The following is an 18463-nucleotide window of genomic DNA, read 5'->3' as shown; positions in this document are numbered from 1 at the left end:
AGCACGAAGCTCTTGTCGTTACCGCGCAGCCGATCACGTAGTTCGGCAGCTAGTGCCCCGCCAAGTCGGCTACTCACGGTTGCCGCCTATCGGCACGCTCGCCGACGATGGTTGTCCGGTCAGATAGGCCAAGTGCCAGGCCCGCATCGCTCATGAGTCGTTCGGCGAGCCGGACGTTGCGTGCGAGGTCAGCTCCGTCGAGCTGGTCTCGTAGCGACGTATCGGCCGCCGACTCCAGGTTGATCACGAGACCCCATTCCTTGCGCACTTCGTTCATAAAGTCGCGGCTAGACATTGGCATTTGAGCAGATAGGGCACCAACCATCGCAGCGAGCAGATCAGTGCCGGCGGTTAGGTAGCGGTAACGGCTGCCCCCGCTGACCATGCCCACAGATTCCAGAAGCACACGGAATCCGTCCTCCGACCCACGGCCGTAACTAGTAGACACCTCAGCTGCGACGCGCGCGAGCCGTGCATACTCGGAATCGGGCGCGTCTACCGGTAGCGCCTCCAGCTGGCTCGCGACGCTATCTGTATCGGAACGAAGGGCAGCGTCGCGGAACTCGCCTGCGAACCCCTTGACGGAGGGGTCGGTTTTCAGCTCCTTCATGCGCTGCCCCAGGGTGGCTACCGTAGCTTCGCCAAGTCGGATTCTTGCTCGGGCATAGGAGTCTTCGGACTTCTGGCGTAGGGCGTCCCCGGCTCGGGGTGCGCCACCGAAGCTCAGTAGCAGGAACCGATCCTCGTCCGGCGTCGCGGTGGCTTCCCATGCGGTGCGTAAGATGTGCACGGCGAAGTCAAGGGCCAAGATGCACCGAAGTTGCCATAGTTTTGCAGGATCGCTCGCGTGGCCCTGCAGCATGACGCCTTCTGCGTGACGACATAGACGGCTGCACAGCTCGGCCAGTCGTGGGTCCGCTCCAAGGGTCCAGGCGTCTTTTTCGTCCTTCTCTATGTCAATAGGCCGATTGGTGTACACCTGATCGGGCGGAAGCGCATTTTCGAGTACATCGCTGATCAAGGCCAGCGGTGTAGGCGCTGTGAGCGCCTGCTTTATGGCCTTAACCGTCACTTGTCCGAGGCGGGCGCTGTCGGGGTCCGGGGGATCGAGGAGCATCCGAGCGAGTGTGATTCCTGTGCCACGCATGTGAACTTTGCGTACTGTATACAGACTCGAGTTGCGGCCACTCCGACGCGCGTCGAACCACAGCAGAGACTCGTGAAATGGGCGCAGTAGCTTTGAGCCGGCCTGCTCGCCACGCTCGGTTTCGGGATCTACAAGGCCCTGCAGCGCCTGCTGTGCCAGAGCCAGGTTCGCTGACCCACGCAAGTCGCTGCCCTTGGCAAGCATTTCCCCATAGTCCTCGGGAGTAGTGCCCCCGTCCGCGGCTCGCTCATTGCGTCGACCGCCGAGAAAATTTACGCCGAGCGCAAGGCTCCGCACCGCGAATAGCTGGCGCTTCGGAGAGCGCAAATCATCAAGATCTGCAGGGGCAACGTAGTTGTTCTGGATGAGGGTCAGCAGGGTTTCAGCACAAAGATAGGGCGCGCGCTCGTCGCGATCTGGTGCCACGCAGAAGAGTCGACGGGCAATTGCCCCAGGGCTCAGCCGGTACTGGTTCGGAGTCTGAGGTGGCATTACAGGCCCGCCCGTGGAGCGAACTGTGGCAGGTTTATCGTCACCAACGCCGGTGGTGAGGAATCTGGGTCAGCAACCCGAAGCACAGCTTCGTTGGTGACGTGTTGAGCAAGCCGTCCGTAAAAGCCCCGAAGGTCGTTCATCTCGGCCACCCCTTGGCCAACGGGACCCTGAAAGTCGGCTGCTTCCCGGATGGCTTCATACATTCGGGGTGTGATCCGAAGGACAAGATCCTGCTGGCCAGAAACCACCAGCTCGACGTCTACATCGTCGACGTCGAGGATCTCGCGAACCATACCTCGGTCCGGTACTTGTAGCCGCAGTTCGTCGGGCCGAATTGTGCTATGAACTAGCGATGGTCGCGCCGGGCGAAAGGAACCGGGATCGCGAGCGAACAAGCAGGCTGGGTCGGGCACGATGAGCCCCTCGCTTGGGCTGGCGAACCCGGTTACGAGGAAATTCAAACCGCGGATCAGGTCGCTAACGGCCAAGATGGTGTCACCGTCCAGCGCCGCAACTTCAGCAAGAGCGAGCAACTCGACCACATGGCCAAAATCGAGCAGACGGCGAGCCGTCTCGTCGGAACCACCCAGCGCGTCCGACGCCTCGAAGTAGACGCGCTGCCTCCAGAGCACCTCAGCGGCCGAGCCGGAGCTACCGTCGCCACGAACCAGGGCGGTGAGCCCATCGGAAACGCGTTCGGGATCCTCGTCGGTGCTCACCATCTCTCCAAGGGCGAAGAACGTCATCTCGCCCTGGGTGGTTGACACCCGGTCGAGTGGCGAAATGGACCCGGCTAGTGGCCCCCTTTTGTCTCGCTCACTCTCGTCAGGGCGGGTGGCGTCCGGGTCGCCCGCCAACACTCGAACAGCGAGGGGCGCCCCGTTAGTGTCCCGTAGCCATCCATCGGTCTCCAGATCACTAACAAAACCAAGCCCTGAGCGCCTCATGCCCGTCAGAAGGGGTGATCGCTCAGAATAGGCGGGCGGAAGCCCACCTCCCAGGACACGGCTGAAGTAGCCGTGAACAGCGTGATGGGCTGATGCACCTCGGTCGCGAAACGCGTCTTTCACCGAATCACAGTCTTGATCGCCCACGATCGCCCACGACAGCACCGCAAGAACCTCGCGCAGCGTCGGCACAGCCTCTCCCGTGCCGAGGCGCACCAGAGTGCGCAACTGTTCTCTCACCTCGGAGCGACGCAGTTGCTGGGCGTTGGCGCGCATCGGACAACCCCCGAGGTCAAAGGGGCAGTCTGCACATCCGCGCCACAACTCGTCGCGTGTGACGTAATCCAATAGCTGACCCCACAACTGGGGTCCGGTGGGGCGTTGACGGTTGAGGTTAACGATTACCAGCCCGTCGGCTCTGGACGCGCCTTGACGAAGTGCCTCCTCAAGAAGACTGGACGCCGTCGCGTCAGGCCGATCAGCCAGCGCGTCGCGTAAGACCCCTTCGTTGGCGCATACAAGAGTCTGTTGGCTCTCCCGGTCCAGCGCTTCGGACAAACACTCGGCGCGACTGGTGGCGTCGGGTAGCCCGGACAAGTCTTTAACAACGCGCCGTCGGGGGCCACGGTTTGCAACGCGTCCTGCTCGGGCAAGGTGGTGCCAATAGCGCGACAGTATGCTTCCGCGACGGCGGTCTTTCCGGTGCCAGCGTTCCCGGTGAGGATTACAGTGCCGGGTTTGCCGCTTTGCGCCCATCGGGATACGTAAGCGCGAAGCTTGGTGTCCACGTCGTCGCCCAGTGCATGTGCAACCTGAGCGAAGTGCTCGCGGTAGGCACCCCCTTGGTCGGCGCTGAACACCGACAGCTTGCGTAACGCGGTGACAACCGGCAACTCGTCCGGCGCGGTGCTCTCCTCCATGGAGACAACGTTCACAGGCCCACAACCTTAGTTTTCGGCTCCGGCTCCGATGAGACGGCGCTGAGCGTACCCCGACCGCGTCGCGCTGCCGCCAGATCTCGGGCGGATCTCGTGGGGACGTCAGCGCGCTCAAGGACTTCAGCGACTGCGCCCACAATAAGTTGGGCTGCCGGTGGTGGCACTGCATTCCCGATCTGCCGGCGCACACGCGGGTATTGCGACGTGGCCCGGCCTCGACCGGGGCCACAGCCGTGCTCAAACACAAAATCGTCCGGAAAACCCTGCAGGCGGGCCTTCTCCCGGTTGGTAAGCCTCCGTGGCTCGACGTGGTGATAACCATGGGTGCCACCCCCACCGCCGGCTATAACGGTGTAGGAAGGTTTGGCGGGGTCAAGTCGCCTATAGACGTGACTGATGAGACCTTTTACGGCCAGCGGGTGATCCTTAGGAATGGCCTCGTAGTTTTCGCCCGGCTTGATCAGCTTGAGCCGCTCAATGACGTCCGGCGAGTCCATGCCCTTCTCGTGGTTGGGAGCGTTGTCCGTCAACGGGTTTCGGTCTAGTGCTTCTGCCACAGTAATTGGATTGCCGAGGTACGGAGAGGGAATCACCGGTGGTCGCTGGCCCAAGTCGCGACGGATGCCGATCACGATCAGGCGCTCGCGGTGCTGCGGCACGCCCAGGTCTGCCATGTCAATGACCTGAGCGCTCACGTCGTAATGGACTGCAGGCCGACGTGGGCCGCCGGCTGAGCTGGCGGCGACGCTAGTAGGCGCTTTGAGCGCGTGACGCACCAGCGTCCAGGCGACCCCCTTGTTCGCCGACAACAACCCTGGGACGTTTTCGAGTACGAAGGCGGCGGGCCTCAATGCGTCCAGGTACCGAGCAACCTGCTTGAACAGGTTGCCTCGTGCAGTTATTAGTCCGTCGTGGTTCCAGAGAGTTGAGTAGTCCTGGCAGGGAGGGCCAGCGAGCAGAATGTCACAGGGCACCGCTGGCACGTTCGTCACCGTGATGTCGGCTTCGACGATATGGGTCCCGATATTGCTGCGGTAGGTCTCGACAGCCCAATGCTCGTTATCAATTGCCCACACAACTCGCGCGCGCCCGGACTGCTCAGCGCCGAGGTCCATTCCGCCACAGCCAGAGAATAGTGAGACTGCAGCGTAACGCTGCGACCGTGGCGCCATCAGGCGTCCTGCTGCGAGCGCAGATTGAGGAAAGCGCGACACGCCACCGCTGTCTCACCAACGGGCGCTTCTCTGTTGTTTCGGATCCGGCCCGTCGGTTCCGAAACCATTGTCGTCGAGTTCGCTCTTACACAACCAGACAACTGGATCCGGGTAGGGGCCGCATCCTGCCTGGGCGCGCACAATCTTCGTTCCGCTCTATCCGCCGCTGACCCATACGTGTGATCACTAGTCACCATGTGCCTAAAGCTATCTCGGTGCACGGACAGTCTCCTTGAACCTACGGTGTGGGGTGTGGCGCAGGCCTCGCGCCAGCCTATTCCTCACAGTTCAGTCACCGGGTTTGGGTGGGCAGGAAGCCTTGGGCCGACCAATACGGCACCTTAGCTGGACGCTGTCGCCGGCCTGAGACCTACTCCCCGACGGGTAGGCTCACGCACCACGTGTGATACCTACTCCTGTGAGTACGGGGCCGCTGGCTCCGACCTGACGGTCCACTAGCGGGACCTCGAATGGGCGGTCGAACTGAAAACCGGAAACCCAGCTGACTACACAACTGCCAGACCGCTGATCACCAGCGCAGCGCGGTCGAGCGCACCCGGAACTACTCGCCATGACCTCGGAATCACCCCGGGCAACTGTTCCACTAGTCCGGCCCCCTCCAGCGTTCTAATATGCTGCTCGACCGACGCCGGAATCGTCGGGTTGGCGCGTAGCTGCGGAATCGTCAAGGGGCCTGATGCGAGCAGCTCAAGAACGCGTAGGCGCGACTCGTTGCCAAGCGCTTTGAACACCACCACGATTGCTTTTTGGTCGCCGAGTTGAGCGTGATCGAGGGCTGTCGCCATGGCGACGAGGATAAGGCTGGATTGGTAAATCAGGGTGGGACATGTTTGCGGGCGGGGGCGACGCGGTTGACCGCCGTGACACGATGACCGCGTGACCACGGGACGCGTCTATCTGCCCACGAGCCTCGAGCGCCTGATCGCTCTGCGCGACCAGCACCGCCTCGAGGGAGCGCTCATCGCGTACGCGCCGACCCCGGCGCTGGCTTCCGCCGTGGGCGGCAATCCGGACGAGGAAGAACTGGAGTACGCCGCGATCCAGGAAGCGGCCGTTGTCGCCACCGCACTCGGCGACGACGTCGTAGCCGCGGTGGACCTACCCAGCGGGCAGCTCGCGCTCGCCATGGAAAACAGCGAACCGCCGGACTCGCCGGCCGCCGTGCGCTTCACCGGTCCGGTCCTGTTGCGTCAGGTCGCCAGCTTGCATCGCTTGGACCCGCCGGGGCAGCGCGACGCGGACTCCGACCTCGACCTGTCCTGGTACGACGTGACCGAGTTGGCACCGCTCATCGAGGAACTGGGCGGCTGACGACTAGCGGCCCAGGTAGACGCGGCCCTGTTGTTCCTCGACCTTGAACCCCTGCAGCAAAGCCGGGGCGACGACTGATTCGACGCGCCCGCCGACCAGCGGGAGCGTGCACCGCACGTCTCCGGCGACGGTGAGCTGGCTACCCTCGCCACCCGGTGTGAGCGAACACGGCCCGTCGAAGGTGACCGGTTTGCCGCGGACCTCCAGGTGCATGGTTCCGGTCCGCGTACCGTCGGATGCCGCCGCACCCCACCGCTGCTCGATGACGATTTCCAACCGATCGCCGATCATCGACTTGAACGCCGAGGGGACGCCCTCGGTGGACATGGTGCGCACCGTGTGCAGGACGGTGTCCGGGCCTTCTTCGGCGACCGTAGCGCTGACCGTCACGGCGGCTGCGGCATCTCTTGCCGCGCGCTGGAACGACTCGTCGGTCAACATCGCGAAGACGGCTGCGGGGTCAGCGGGCAGGGTCCAGGAGTGCTCGATGTGTTTGGCCACGCAGGCAGCCTACGCGGGGCCGGTGTGCCGTGGCAGCCGCTGACGCCTATCGTGGAAGCGGATCGACAACGAGGTCGGTCGAGATCGAGCGTGCGAAGGTGCGTGCTATGCCTGCGGTGAACTCCGCGACCGTGTCCGAATCCGACGAGCTGGTGTCCAGCTACTTCGAGCACACTTCTGCCGAAGATTTCCAAACCCTCAGTCCGCCAGACGTTTCCGGCATCGTGCGCTCGCATCTGGCGCTCGCCGCCGTGCGCTCTCCCGGCACCGCCAATGTCGCGGTGTTCACCCCGCACCCTGACGAGGACGGTTGGGGCCGGGGGCTGGTGGTGGCCCAGATCGTCACCGACGACACGCCGTTCATCGTCGACACCGTGCTGGCGGCACTCAGCCGCGCCCAACGCTCGGTGCGGTTGCTGGTCCACCCCGGTTCGACGTACGTCGATCGGCCAGCGGCGCGCTGGAGTCGGCTACCGGTGCCTCGGGCGAGCCGCCCACGGGCGACACGATCCGGGAGTCCTGGCTGCACGTCGAGTTCGCCCGCGGGCGCTCCGCCGCCGACGACGAGAAGCTTGCGCACGTCCTGACCCAGGTCATGGCCGATCTGCACGCCGCCGTCGAGGACTGGCCGCAGATGCGCGAACGTTGCTGGGAACTGGCCGGATCCATCGCCGGCGAGGTCGGCGACCGTGTGACGGAGGACCAGATCCGGCAGTGCGTGGAGATGCTGCGCTGGCTCGCCGACGACAACTTCACCTTCATCGGGTACCGCGACTACCGGTTGGCCGAACGCGACGGCCGGGACGGTCTGTCGCCGGTCGAGGGCAGCGGCCTGGGCGTCCTGCGCGACGACCACCCGGACAGCTTCCGGCCCCTCACGCCTGAAGCGGCGCGCACGGCACACGACCCGCGGCTGCTGACGATCACCAAGGCCAACGCGTTGTCGACGGTGCACCGCTCGTCGCATCTGGACTACATCGGGGTCCGGGTCTTCGATGAGGCCGGCGCGGTCATCGGCGAGCGCCGATTCATCGGGTTATTCGCCGCTCGCGCCTACAACGAGACGGTACGCCGGGTGCCCGTGGCCCGCGACAAAGTCGAACAAGTCCTCGCTGCAACGGGTTACGCCGCCAACAGTCACGACGGGCGGGACGTGCTGGAAACCCTGGAGACCTACCCGCGCGACGAAGTGCTGCAAGCCGATGTCGACCATCTGGTGCACGTGGTGAAGGTCGTGTCGCGGTTGAAGGAACGCCGCTGCGCCGGAGTGCTGCGGCGGGACGACGAGTTCGGCCGGTTCGTCTCGGTCGTGGTCTACGTGCCGCGGGACGCCTACGACACCACGTTGCGGTTGCGGATGACCAAGGTGCTGCACGAGAGCTACCACCCGCGGCACATCGAGTACGAGATCCGGCTCGGCGACGCGGATCTGGCGTACGTGCATTTCGTGGTCTGGCTCGGTGACGAGCGACCCGAGCCGATCAGCGACCAGGACTTCGATGACGAGATGCTGCGCAGCGTCCAGACGTGGGGGCAGCGCTTCTCCGGTCTCGTGCGCGGTCAGTACGGCGACGAGGCGGCGGCGCGGATCACTGCCGACTACGTGCACGCTTTCCCGGAGGCCTACAAGGAGGACTTCTCGGCCGCGCAGGGTCTGGCCGATCTGCAACGCATCGAAGCGCTGGACGGGCCGGACCCGGCGCTGTTCGCGCTCTACCGGGAGGGCGGTAGCGATCCGCGCGAGCGCCGCTTCAAGATCTTCCGCCGGGATCGGCTGATCCTGACCGACGTCGTGGGCATGTTCACCGACTTCGGCATCGAGGTCACCGACGAGCGGCCCTACTCGATGCGGCTGCCGGACGGTTCGGCGGTCTGGATCTACGACCTCGGTCTGCGATCGGCGTCCACCACCGCGTGGGGCGGCGACGACCCGGATCGGGTGAAGGCAGTGCGGGCCCGCTTCGAGGACGCGTTCGCCGCGGTCTGGCACGGCCGGGCCGACAGTGACCGGCTCGGCGGCCTGGTGCTGTCCGCGGGGCTGACGTGGCGACAGGTGGCCGTGTTGCGCACGGTGGGGCGCTACCTACGGCAGACCGCGTTCTCCCTCAGCTACGGCTATATCCAGGATGCGCTGCTGGCCAACCCCGACCTGGCCGGACTGCTCACCGAACTCTTCGAGCAGCGGTTCGATCCGGCCCGTCGTCTCGAGCCCGACGAGCGGGAGAGTCACCAGCACCGGACCTTGCAGCGGATCGATGCCGCGCTGGCCGATGTCGCCAGCCTCGACCACGACCGCATCGTGCGCGCCATTCGCGACGTCATGCGAGCGACGTTGCGCACCAATGCTTTCCGTCCTGAGTCGCGGGTCGTAGCGCTGAAGCTGGACTGCCATCGGGTGCCGGACCTGCCCGAGCCGATCCCGATGTTCGAGATCTGGGTGCATGGCCCCGACGTGGAGGGTGTGCACCTGCGCTTCGGCAAGGTGGCGCGGGGCGGGTTGCGCTGGAGCGACCGGCGCGACGACTTCCGCACCGAGATCCTGGGTCTGGTGAAGGCGCAGATGGTCAAGAACGCCCTGATCGTGCCGACCGGCGCGAAGGGCGGGTTCGTGGCCCGTCACCTGCCCGATCCCAGCGATCGTGACGCGTTCAACGCAGCAGGCGTGGCGGCGTACCAGGAGTTCATCGCGGCGCTGCTGGGGGTGACCGACAACCTGGTCGACGGCGCGGTGGCCCCGCCCCGCGACGTCGTGCGGTACGACGACGACGACACCTACCTGGTCGTGGCGGCCGACAAGGGGACCGCGACGTTCTCCGACATCGCCAACGACATCGCCCGCGAGAACGGCTTCTGGCTCGACGACGCGTTCGCCTCCGGCGGCTCGGCCGGATACGACCACAAGGCGATGGGCATCACCGCGCGCGGCGCATGGGAGTCGGTGAAGCGGCACTTCCGCGAGATGGGGATCGACACCCAGACGCAGGAGTTCACCGCCGCCGGCATCGGGGACATGAGTGGCGACGTGTTCGGCAACGGCATGCTGCTGTCGCAGCATCTGCGGCTGGTGGCCGCCTTCGATCACCGGCACGTCTTCCTCGACCCGGACCCGGACGCGGCCACGTCGTACGCCGAGCGCCGGCGCCTGTTCGACCTGCCCCGCTCCAGTTGGGATTCCTATGATCGCCACCTGATCTCCGCCGGTGGTGGGGTCTACCCGCGGACGGCCAAGTCGGTGCCGATCACCGACGAGGTACGCCGAGCGCTGGCCCTGAGCGACGACGTCACCGCCCTGACGCCGACCGAGTTGATCCGCGCGATCCTGCGGGCGCCGGTCGACCTGCTGTGGAACGGCGGTATCGGCACCTACGTGCGGTCCTCGCTGGAGACCGATGCGCAGATCGGCGACCGCAACAACGATGCCGTGCGGATCAGCGCGGATCAGTTGCGCTGCAAGGTGATCGGCGAGGGTGGCAACCTCGGGCTGAGCCAGCTGGCTCGCATCGAGGCGGCGCAGAACGGCGTCCGGGTGAACACCGACGCCATCGACAACTCCGCCGGAGTCGACACCTCAGACCACGAGGTCAACATCAAGATCGCCGCCGCCGGGCTGGTCCGCGACGGTTCGTTGGAGTTGGGCCAGCGCGATGAGTTGCTGGCCTCGATGACCGACGAGATCGCCCACCAGGTGCTGCGCGACAACTACGAGCAGAACGTCCTGCTCGGTAACGCCCGGGCTCAGGAGCACGCCATGCTGCCCGTGCATCGCCGGTTCATGGCGTCGGTGCCCGGACTCGACCGCGAGTTGGAGTTCCTGCCCTCGGACGAAGCACTCGACCGACGCGACCGGGCCGGTCACGGTCTGTGTTCACCGGAGTTCTCGGTGCTGGTGGCCTACGCCAAGCTGGACGCGAAACGTCAACTGCTGCAGACGAGTCTGCCGGACGACCCGTGGTTCGAAGCGACGCTGAGCAACTACTTCCCCGAAGCGATGCGGCGCTACGACCGGGCCATCGCGGCGCACCCGCTGCGCCGGGAGATCATCACGACCTGCGTCGTGAACGACCTGGTCAACCGCGGCGGGATCACCTTCGTCTTCCGGGCCCAGGAGGAGACGGGTGCGACGGCCGATCAGGTCGCCCGGGCGTTCGTCATCGTGCGCGAGGTCTTCGGGATGCGCGACTTGCTCGAGCGGATCGAAGCAACTGACAACGAGGTGCCGACCGACGTTCAGACGCGGATGTACCTGGAGGTGCGCCGGCTGCTGGATCGGGCCACCCGGTGGTTCATCCACAACCGACCCGCCGACGGATCCATCGCCGAGGAGATCGAGCGGTTCCGGCCGGTCGTCGCGGCATTGCGGCCCGGCGTGCAGGACTACCTGCGGGGCAGTGAGCACGACCGGTGGGCTGCCAACGCCGATCAATTGCAGCAGGGCGGCGTCCCCGAGGATCTGGCCGCTGAGATCCCCGCGCTGTTGGACGCCTTCTCGCTGCTGGACATCGCCCGGCGCTCGCAGGCAGCCGGTGTCGACCCGGCCGAGGTGGCCCGCACCTACTTCGCCTGCTCCGAGCGCCTGCAGATCGACCGGCTGCTGCACGCCGTGTCCGCACTGCCCCGTGACGACCTGTCCGACGCCCTGGCCCGTAGCGCCCTTCGTGAGGATCTGTACGGCGTGTTGGACTCGTTCGTCGAGGTCGTGCTGCGGTCCACCGATGCCGCACCGGATCGCGTCGAGCAGTGGGCGACCACCCACCAGGCCGGGGTGGAGCGGGCCACGCGGGCGGTGGCGGTGCTCCCGCCGCGTTCGCAGGAGCCGCCGACGCTGGCCCAGGTGCTCGTCGCTCTTCGGGCGCTGCGCTCGGTGGCGACGGTGGGGGCTCGCACACCGATTGAGCCCAATAGGCTTTCCGCGTGCCGTCCCTGCATGAAGTCATCGACGAACAGGCCGGTCTCAAACCCGGGCAGGCCGACTGGTTGCACAGCCTGGTCGGCGACTGGCAGTTGTTGGCCGACCTGTCCTTCGCCGATCTGGTGCTGTGGTTGCGCCGGGCCGACGGCAGCTGGGTCGCCGGCGCCCACGTGCGTCCCACCACCGGCGTCGGAGTCTTCCTGGAAGACCTGGTCGGCGACCCTCTGCCGGAGGTGCGCCGCGCCGCGGTGGACGAGGCGTTCGAGACCGGCACCATCATGCGATCGCGCAGCACGACGTGGCGCGACGACGTCCCGGTCCGGGAGGAGATGATCCCGGTCGTGTGCCGGGGAGGCGATCGCGGTGCTCTCCCGGCACACCAACATGGCCGCGATGCGCACCCCCAGCCGGCTGGAAGTCACTTATCTGGCCACCGCCGACGCGCTGGCCCGGATGGTCGCCACGGGCGCGTTCCCGCACCCCCAGGACACCCCGACCGCCACCCGGGGCACTCCGCGCGTCGGTGACGGTGTGCTGCGTCTCGACGCGGACGGGGTCGTGCGCTACGCGAGCCCGAACGCCGTCTCGGCCATGAACCGCTTGCGGTACGTCGGTCCGATCGTCGGCGTGCGCCTCACCGCCGCGCTGGGGGAGGTACTGCCCGATCGCGGGCCGGTCGATGAGGAACTCATGGTCACGTTGTCCGGAAAGGTGTTCTGGCAGACCGAGATCCAGTCACGCTCGGCGTACGTCGCGGTGCGTTCCATCCCGTTGAGCGAGAACGGTCGACGGATCGGTGCGGTGCTCCTGGTGCGCGACGTCAGCGAGCTGCGCCGGCGCGAGCGGGAGCTGCTCACCAAGGACGCCACCATCCGGGAGATCCACCACCGGGTGAAGAACAACCTGCAGACCGTGGCCGCCGTCCTGCGCCTGGAGGCCCGGCGCCTGCAGGACCCGAGTGCGCGCATGGCCCTGGAGAACGCCGTACGCCGGGTGGGCACCATTGCGACGGTGCACGAGACGCTGAGCTTCGGACTGCAGGAGACGGTCCCGTTCGACGATGTCGCCAGCCGGACGGTGCGTCAGGCGATCGACCTGGCCAACCGCACCGAGACACGGGTGCGCGGCGAGGTGATCGGCCAGTTCGGCACCCTCACCCCCGAGGACGCGACCTCACTGGCGATGGTGCTCGCCGAGTTGGTGCAGAACGCCGTCGAGCACGGTTTCAAGCATGACGGAGGCACCGTGACGGTACGCGTCGATCGCCGGCCCGGTCCGGACGAGGAGATCCTCACTCTCGACGTGCAGGACGACGGCGCGGGACTGCCCGAGGGTTTCGAGCCCGGCAAGGGCGGTCTGGGCAACCAGATCGTGCTGTCGCTGGTGCAGGACCTGCGCGGCACGATCCGTTGGGAGCGGGTCGAACCGCACGGTACGAGGGTGCGGTTGACGGCGCAGCTGCGCGCCATCCGCAGGTGAGAAAGCGGGGCTGACTACCTCAGCCGGCGCGGCGGGCCCGGGCGTTGCGGCGCTTGAGGGCCCGGCGCTCGTCCTCGGACATGCCACCCCACACGCCCGCGTCCTGCCCCGACTCCAGGGCCCACTTCAAGCAGGTGTCGACGACGACACATCGCCGACAGACTTTTTTCGCCTCTTCGATCTGGGCGATCGCCGGGCCGGTGTTCCCGATCGGGAAGAACAGCTCGGGATCCTCATCCAGACACGCAGCGCGGTCGCGCCAATCCATCAGTAATAGCTCCTTGCACAGAGTCGAACGTGCGCGAGCGCACGGAACGACGTCGGTCCGTTGGTCTAGTGGTCCGTCGCGTGGACGATCCGGCGGGTGATTCTTCGCCGTGGATCGCTCTACGTTTCACAGCCGCGGGTGCGGCCTCCATTCGCAAATAACGCGCGCTACGGCATACCTGTTCCAATCCTCACCGCTGGCCCGCGAAGTCACAAGGGTTTGACCGCAGAAATTCGTTATCGAACATGAGGTGTTGGTCACATGACCAAGTCCGGCGTACGCCGCTTGCCCGGTCCGGGCGCCGCTCGCGGGTGCATTAGGGTCAGGTCATGTCCGAGCGCCAGCCGGTGAGTGCGACCCGGCCGGTCGCAGCCCTTCTCCTCCTTCAGGTCGCCCTGCTGGTGGTCGGCGCGGCATGGGTGTTGATCGCCGATCTCGGCGATGGCCGCCAGCAGACCGGGCAGACCATCGGCGAGACCGTGCTGATCCTGGTGCTGGCTGCCTGCGCCGCGGCGTTGGCGATCGCGGTGCGCCGCGGTTGGGACCTGGCCAAGACGCCGGTCCTGCTGTGGGGCGGCATGGTGGCGTTGTGCGGACTGACCCTGGGCACTGCGGGAGCGCCGGTCCTCGGGGTGATCGTCGGCCTTCTGGGTCTGGCCACCGTCGCCGCGGGCAGCCGCCTGCGTCGATACGTCGATGAGTCGGTGCCCCATGAGTGAGGTGGTCCTCGCCCTCCTGCTGGCGATCGGCCTGCCCGCGGCGAGCGCTGCCGCGATGTACCTGTACCTGCGCGGCCACGGCGGATCGCAGCAGTACGCCGGCGTCACGCCGGGTCTGATTCCGACCGACGTGGACAGTGCGCAGATCACCCGCGCCGGTGGCACGCCGGTGCCGGTGCAGTTCAACCCGCCGCCGGCATCCGCCTGGCTGGTCGGCACGCTGCTGACGCTGCGGGCCCGTCCGCGGGAGGTGAGTGCGACGGTCGTCGACCTGGCCGGCCGCGGGTATCTGCAGATGCGCCAGGTCCCAGCCGGCGACGGGGCGGCCCCCGAGTGGTGGTTCACCAGGACCGAGCCGGCGGTGCCCACGCCGCTCGCCGACTACGAACAGACGATCCTGGACGGTTTGTTCGAGCAGGGATCGCCGGTCGCAATGTCCACGCTGCGGCCGACGTTCGGCCGGGTATCCGCACAGGCGATGGGCCAACTGGAGCGGGAGACATTGCACCGGGGCTGGTTCAGCCGGCCCCCGCAGGAAGCGCAGGCGGGCGTTCGCGGTCTGTCGACGGTCCTGATCGTGCTGGGTTTCGTGGCCCTGTTCCTCACCGGGAACCAGCACTTCGGTGCGGCCGGGGTCGGGGCCGCCGTGGGTCTGCTGGGATCCGGCGCGATCGTCGCGTACGGCGCCGGGCGGGTGGGTGCGCGGACGGCGCAGGGCACGGCGGTCGCCGTACAGGCCCTGGGGTTCCGGCGGTACCTCGAGACGGCAGAGGCCAGTCAGATCCGGTTTGAGGAGGCCGCCGGCATCTTCAGCAAGTACCTGCCCTACGCCATCGTCTTCAATCTGGCCGACCACTGGGCCGAGGTCTTCGGCGACGTGGCCCGGGCGGCGCAGGCGGAGGGTTTCGATGTGTCCACGCCCGGCTGGTTCGTCGCCGACGACCTGTCGCTGCTCACCTTCAGCATGCTGGCCTTCTCAATGGACGACTTCATGGGTGATGCGATGTTCGGGGACGACGTCGGCGGGGACTTCGGCTCCGGTGACGGCGGATGGGGTGACGGCGACGGCGGCTCGGGCGGTGACGGTGGCTCCGGCGATGGCGGCGGGGGCTGGTTCGGCGGCGACGGCGGGGGCGGTGACGGGGGCGGCTGGTTCGGTGGCGATGGCGGGGGCGGTTTTGGTGACTTCGGTGGTTTCGGCGACTGAGGTAGCCCACCTGCGCATTAGGGTGAGGCCATGCGTGGGGTACGGATCCTGGCCGTCATCGGAATGCTGGCCGCGTTGGTCTTCGGGCCCGCGTCCATGGCCTCCGCCGCGACCGGTGAGCGGATCATCAGTTGGGTCAGCACCTACGACGTGAAGGCGGACGGTACCGCCCGCGTGACCGAGCAACTGACCTGGCAGTTCGCCCCGGGTCAGGACGCCCACGGCATCAAGCGCTGGATCATCACACGCCAGGGATACGACCCGCAGCCGGACAAATACCGCACCTACGATCTGGACGACATATCGGTCACGAGTCCGACCGGAGCACCGGCGGACGTGCAGCGCACGGAGTCCGGCGCCAACACGGTGCTGCGGATCGGCGACCCCAACACCACGGTGTCGGGCACCCAGAAGTACACCATCTCCTACACGCTGCACGGTGTCGTGAACAAGCAGAGCAACGGCACGACAGAGTTTTACTGGAACGTGACCGGGGCGCAGGTGGCTGTTCCGATCGATTCGGTGCGCGTGACGGTGACCGGCCCGGCGGCCAGCACCAACGCGGCCTGCTACTACGGCGCCGCGAAGAGCACCGACCGGTGCCAGGCGAGCGCCGGGGGCGACGCCACGTTCTCCGCCTCGAACCTGCCTGCCTATCAAGAGGTTTCCGTGGTCAGCGCGATGCCCACCTCGGCCTTCACCAACACCGACCCGATCCTGCGGGACGGCTCGGCCGACCAGGACGACAGCAGCGGGTTGACGCCGGACCAGAAGGCCGCGCTGGCCAAGGTCGGTCTGGCCGGCGGAATCGCGTTGCCCGTCCTGGCTGCGAGCGGCATGGGCGCCCTGGTCTGGAAGCGAGGCCGCGATGAGCGGTACGCCGGGTTGACCCCCGGTCTGACACCCACCGACGGCGAGGGTGAGGTCGTGCGGGGCGGTAAGCAGCCGATCGCGGTGCAGTTCAACCCGCCGGCCGGTGTGCGGGCGGGCCTGATGGGCACCCTCATCGACGAATCCGCCGATACCGTCGACGTGAGCGCCACGGTCGTCGACCTCGCGGCCCGCGGCTATCTGAGGATGCGGGAGATCGAGAAGCGCGGCATGTTCTCGGCGGGCGACTGGGAGCTGACGGCGACGCAGAGCCAGGAGACCGAGCCGCTGTTGCAGTACGAGCAAGTGGTGCTGCGCGGACTGTTCAGCCAGGGGTCACCGATCCAGCTGTCACAGTTGAAGAACCACTTCGCCGGCACCTTGTCCAACGCCAAGAGCGAGATGTACGCCGAGACGGTCCACCGCGGCTGGTTCCGGCAGAACCCGGCGTCGGTGCGCGCCCGGTGGCAGATGCTCGGCGCACTACTGATCGGCGCCGCGATCGCCTCCTTCGTCTTCGTGGCCAACCTTGCGCTCGCGGCCATCGGCTTGCCGATCGGTCTGGTGATCGCGGGTCTGATCGTGATGTTCATGGGCCGCCGGATGGCCTCGCGCACGGCCCTCGGCAGCGCGATGACGGCACAGTCGCTGGGTTTCAAGCAGTATCTGGAGACGGCCGAGGCGGGCCAGATCAAGTTCGAGGAAGCCTCCCAGATCTTCAGCAAGTACCTGCCCTACGCGGTGGTCTTCGGTATCGCCGAGCGGTGGGCCAGGGTGTTCGGCCAGGTCGCGGAAGCTGCCGCAGCACAGGGCCGCCCGATCGTGATGCCGATGTGGTACATCCCGATCAACCCGGGCTTCAACGGGTTTGAGAGTATCGGCAGCGGCGTCGATGCCTTCGGCACTGTCTCGGCCGGGACCTTTGTCAGCACCCCGGCTCGTCCGGAGGAAGCGGTTTCGGCGGCGGCGGATTCTCCGGTGGCGGTATGGGCGGCGGAGGCGCCAGTAGTTGGTAGGTAGAATGGCTATATACATGCCGTAGTGGGTGGAGGAGATCGCGTGATCGGACAACAGGCTCACCTCGCGGCCGTGCAGCGAGTGCGCGGGCAATTGGCGGCCCTACCTGCGGACCAGCCGGTGCGGCTGGCCAAGAAGACTTCGAACCTGTTCCGCAACCGCGAGCGCCTCAGCAGCCCGGGACTGGATGTCAGCGATCTCAACCACGTCATCTCGATCGACCCGCAGCAGCAGACCGCGGACGTGCAAGGGATGACCACCTACGAGGACCTCGTCGCCGAGACCCTGGCGTTCGGCTTGATGCCGTACGTTGTGCCGCAGTTGCGCACGATCACCCTCGGCGGAGCGGTCACGGGACTGGGTATCGAGTCCTCCAGCTTCCGGATGGGCCTGCCGCACGAGTCGGTCACCGAACTGGACATCCTCACCGGCGCCGGGGAGATACTGCACGCGACCCCGGACGGCGAGCACGCCGACCTTTTCCGCGCCTTCCCCAACTCCTATGGGTCGCTCGGTTACTCGGTGCGGCTGCGGATCAAGCTGATGCCGGTCAAGCCGTTCGTGCGGCTGCAGCACGTGCGGTTCGACGATCTGGAGTCCTGTATCGCGCAGATGGATGAGATCGTGCGCAGCGGTCAGTACGACGGCCGGGCAGTGGACTTCCTGGATGGCGTCGTCTTCTCCCGGCACGAGTCCTACCTGGTGGTCGCCACGTTCGCCGAGCACGCGCCGTACGTCAGCGATTACACCGGCCAGCAGATCTACTACCGGTCCATCCAGCAGCGCACCGACGATTACCTCACGGTCGAGGACTACATCTGGCGGTGGGATACCGACTGGTTCTGGTGCGACGGTGCGCTCGGCCTCGGCCGGCCGATGGTGCGGCGGATCTGGCCGGACAAGTACAAGCGCAGCGACGTCTACAGCAAGATCATCCGGTTCGAGACGACCCATGAGATCAAGGCCAGAATCGACCGCTGGCGCGGCAAACCCGATCGGGAGCGGGTCATCCAGGACGTCGAAGTGCCGATCGGCCGGACGGCGGAGTTCCTGCACTGGTTCACCCAGAACGTGCCCATCAGCCCCGTGTGGCTGTGCCCCATGCGTCTGCTAGATCACACCGTCGAGGGGCAACCCTGGCCGCTCTACCCGATGCGCACCGACGAAACGTATGTCAATGTTGGGTTTTGGGCGACGGTGCCCATCGCGGACGGTGCGAAGGACGGTGACGTCAACCGGCGCATCGAGCAGGCGGTCGGCACCTTCGACGGGCACAAGTCGCTCTACAGCGACGCGTACTACGACGAAGACACCTTCTGGCAGCTCTACGGCGGCGAGACCTACCAAGCGATCAAGAAGCGGTACGACCCTTCGGGCCGGCTGCCGGACCTCTACACGAAGGCGGTGTTGCGCAAGTGAG

Annotated in this window: 14 protein-coding genes and 2 pseudogenes; 9 read left to right on the top strand and 7 right to left on the bottom strand. The window is 66.5% G+C overall.

Annotated features, from left to right (window positions below):
* Nucleotides 1-73: 73 nt before the first annotated feature.
* From ACFQBT_RS13230 to ACFQBT_RS13210, 5 genes are all read right to left on the bottom strand, one after another.
* Nucleotides 74-1573: a hypothetical protein gene (locus tag ACFQBT_RS13230; RefSeq protein ID WP_377823326.1), complete on the bottom strand. Its 1500-nt coding sequence runs from the start codon at nt 1571-1573 to the stop codon at nt 74-76.
* A gap of 65 nt (nt 1574-1638) precedes the next feature.
* Entirely contained in the window at nt 1639-2865 is a 1227-nt protein-coding gene (locus ACFQBT_RS13225; RefSeq protein ID WP_377823324.1) for a hypothetical protein, read from the bottom strand.
* Between the two features lie 125 nt (nt 2866-2990).
* Nucleotides 2991-3509 (bottom strand): hypothetical protein, encoded by a 519-nt coding sequence (locus tag ACFQBT_RS13220; RefSeq protein WP_377823322.1) that lies wholly within the window; start codon nt 3507-3509, stop codon nt 2991-2993.
* Between the two features lie 11 nt (nt 3510-3520).
* Nucleotides 3521-4699 carry a DNA cytosine methyltransferase gene (locus tag ACFQBT_RS13215; protein WP_377823320.1) on the bottom strand — a complete coding sequence of 393 codons (1179 nt, stop codon included), beginning with the start codon at nt 4697-4699 and terminating at the stop codon, nt 3521-3523.
* 548 nt (nt 4700-5247) lie between these two features.
* Nucleotides 5248-5547, bottom strand: a complete 300-nt coding sequence (locus tag ACFQBT_RS13210) for a helix-turn-helix domain-containing protein (RefSeq protein WP_377823318.1) — start codon at nt 5545-5547, stop codon at nt 5248-5250.
* 91 nt (nt 5548-5638) lie between these two features.
* Here ACFQBT_RS13210 and ACFQBT_RS13205 point away from each other — a divergent pair, with 91 nt between their 5' ends.
* A complete protein-coding gene (locus ACFQBT_RS13205) occupies nt 5639-6073 on the top strand; it encodes a DUF6912 family protein (RefSeq protein WP_377823316.1) in 435 nt (144 codons plus the stop codon).
* Nucleotides 6074-6076: 3 nt separating this feature from the next.
* Here the strand turns inward: ACFQBT_RS13205 and ACFQBT_RS13200 are convergent, their stop codons facing one another.
* Nucleotides 6077-6574: a DUF2505 domain-containing protein gene (locus tag ACFQBT_RS13200; RefSeq protein ID WP_377823314.1), complete on the bottom strand. Its 498-nt coding sequence runs from the start codon at nt 6572-6574 to the stop codon at nt 6077-6079.
* 107 nt (nt 6575-6681) lie between these two features.
* Between ACFQBT_RS13200 and ACFQBT_RS13195 the strand changes: the two genes are divergently transcribed.
* From ACFQBT_RS13195 to ACFQBT_RS13180, 4 genes and pseudogenes are all read left to right on the top strand, one after another.
* Complete coding sequence (locus ACFQBT_RS13195; RefSeq protein ID WP_377823313.1) at nt 6682-7161, top strand: hypothetical protein; 480 nt, start codon at nt 6682-6684, stop codon at nt 7159-7161.
* Between the two features lie 8 nt (nt 7162-7169).
* Nucleotides 7170-11372 (top strand): annotated as a pseudogene (locus ACFQBT_RS13190) (NAD-glutamate dehydrogenase); the annotation flags it as partial.
* 113 nt (nt 11373-11485) lie between these two features.
* Nucleotides 11486-11773: pseudogene (locus ACFQBT_RS13185) on the top strand (histidine kinase N-terminal domain-containing protein); the annotation flags it as partial.
* Nucleotides 11774-11846: 73 nt separating this feature from the next.
* Nucleotides 11847-12962: a sensor histidine kinase gene (locus ACFQBT_RS13180; protein ID WP_377823312.1), complete on the top strand. Its 1116-nt coding sequence runs from the start codon at nt 11847-11849 to the stop codon at nt 12960-12962.
* A 19-nt stretch (nt 12963-12981) separates the two neighbouring features.
* Here ACFQBT_RS13180 and ACFQBT_RS13175 read toward each other — a convergent pair whose 3' ends face one another.
* Nucleotides 12982-13230 (bottom strand): WhiB family transcriptional regulator, encoded by a 249-nt coding sequence (locus tag ACFQBT_RS13175; RefSeq protein WP_109685654.1) that lies wholly within the window; start codon nt 13228-13230, stop codon nt 12982-12984.
* Between the two features lie 329 nt (nt 13231-13559).
* Here ACFQBT_RS13175 and ACFQBT_RS13170 point away from each other — a divergent pair, with 329 nt between their 5' ends.
* From ACFQBT_RS13170 to ACFQBT_RS13155, 4 genes are read left to right on the top strand one after another with little or no spacing between them, the layout of a single operon-like run.
* Entirely contained in the window at nt 13560-13949 is a 390-nt protein-coding gene (locus ACFQBT_RS13170; RefSeq protein ID WP_377823309.1) for a hypothetical protein, read from the top strand.
* Nucleotides 13942-15156, top strand: coding sequence for a DUF2207 domain-containing protein (locus tag ACFQBT_RS13165; protein WP_377823307.1), 1215 nt, complete (start codon nt 13942-13944; stop codon nt 15154-15156). Before ACFQBT_RS13170 ends, ACFQBT_RS13165 begins: the two co-directional genes overlap by 8 nt.
* A gap of 30 nt (nt 15157-15186) precedes the next feature.
* The gene (locus ACFQBT_RS13160; RefSeq protein WP_377823306.1) at nt 15187-17046 is read left to right on the top strand and encodes a DUF2207 domain-containing protein; all 1860 of its coding nucleotides are present in this window, start codon (nt 15187-15189) and stop codon (nt 17044-17046) included.
* Nucleotides 17047-17085: 39 nt separating this feature from the next.
* Nucleotides 17086-18462 carry an FAD-binding oxidoreductase gene (locus ACFQBT_RS13155; protein WP_377823304.1) on the top strand — a complete coding sequence of 459 codons (1377 nt, stop codon included), beginning with the start codon at nt 17086-17088 and terminating at the stop codon, nt 18460-18462.
* The last annotated feature ends 1 nt before the right edge of the window (nt 18463 follow it).

This window comes from Branchiibius cervicis, assembly GCF_042661605.1.
Classification (GTDB): Bacteria; Actinomycetota; Actinomycetes; order Actinomycetales; family Dermatophilaceae; genus Branchiibius; species Branchiibius cervicis.
The sequence above is the reverse complement of the archived record's forward strand: the minus strand, read 5'-3'. Positions and strand labels throughout refer to the sequence as shown.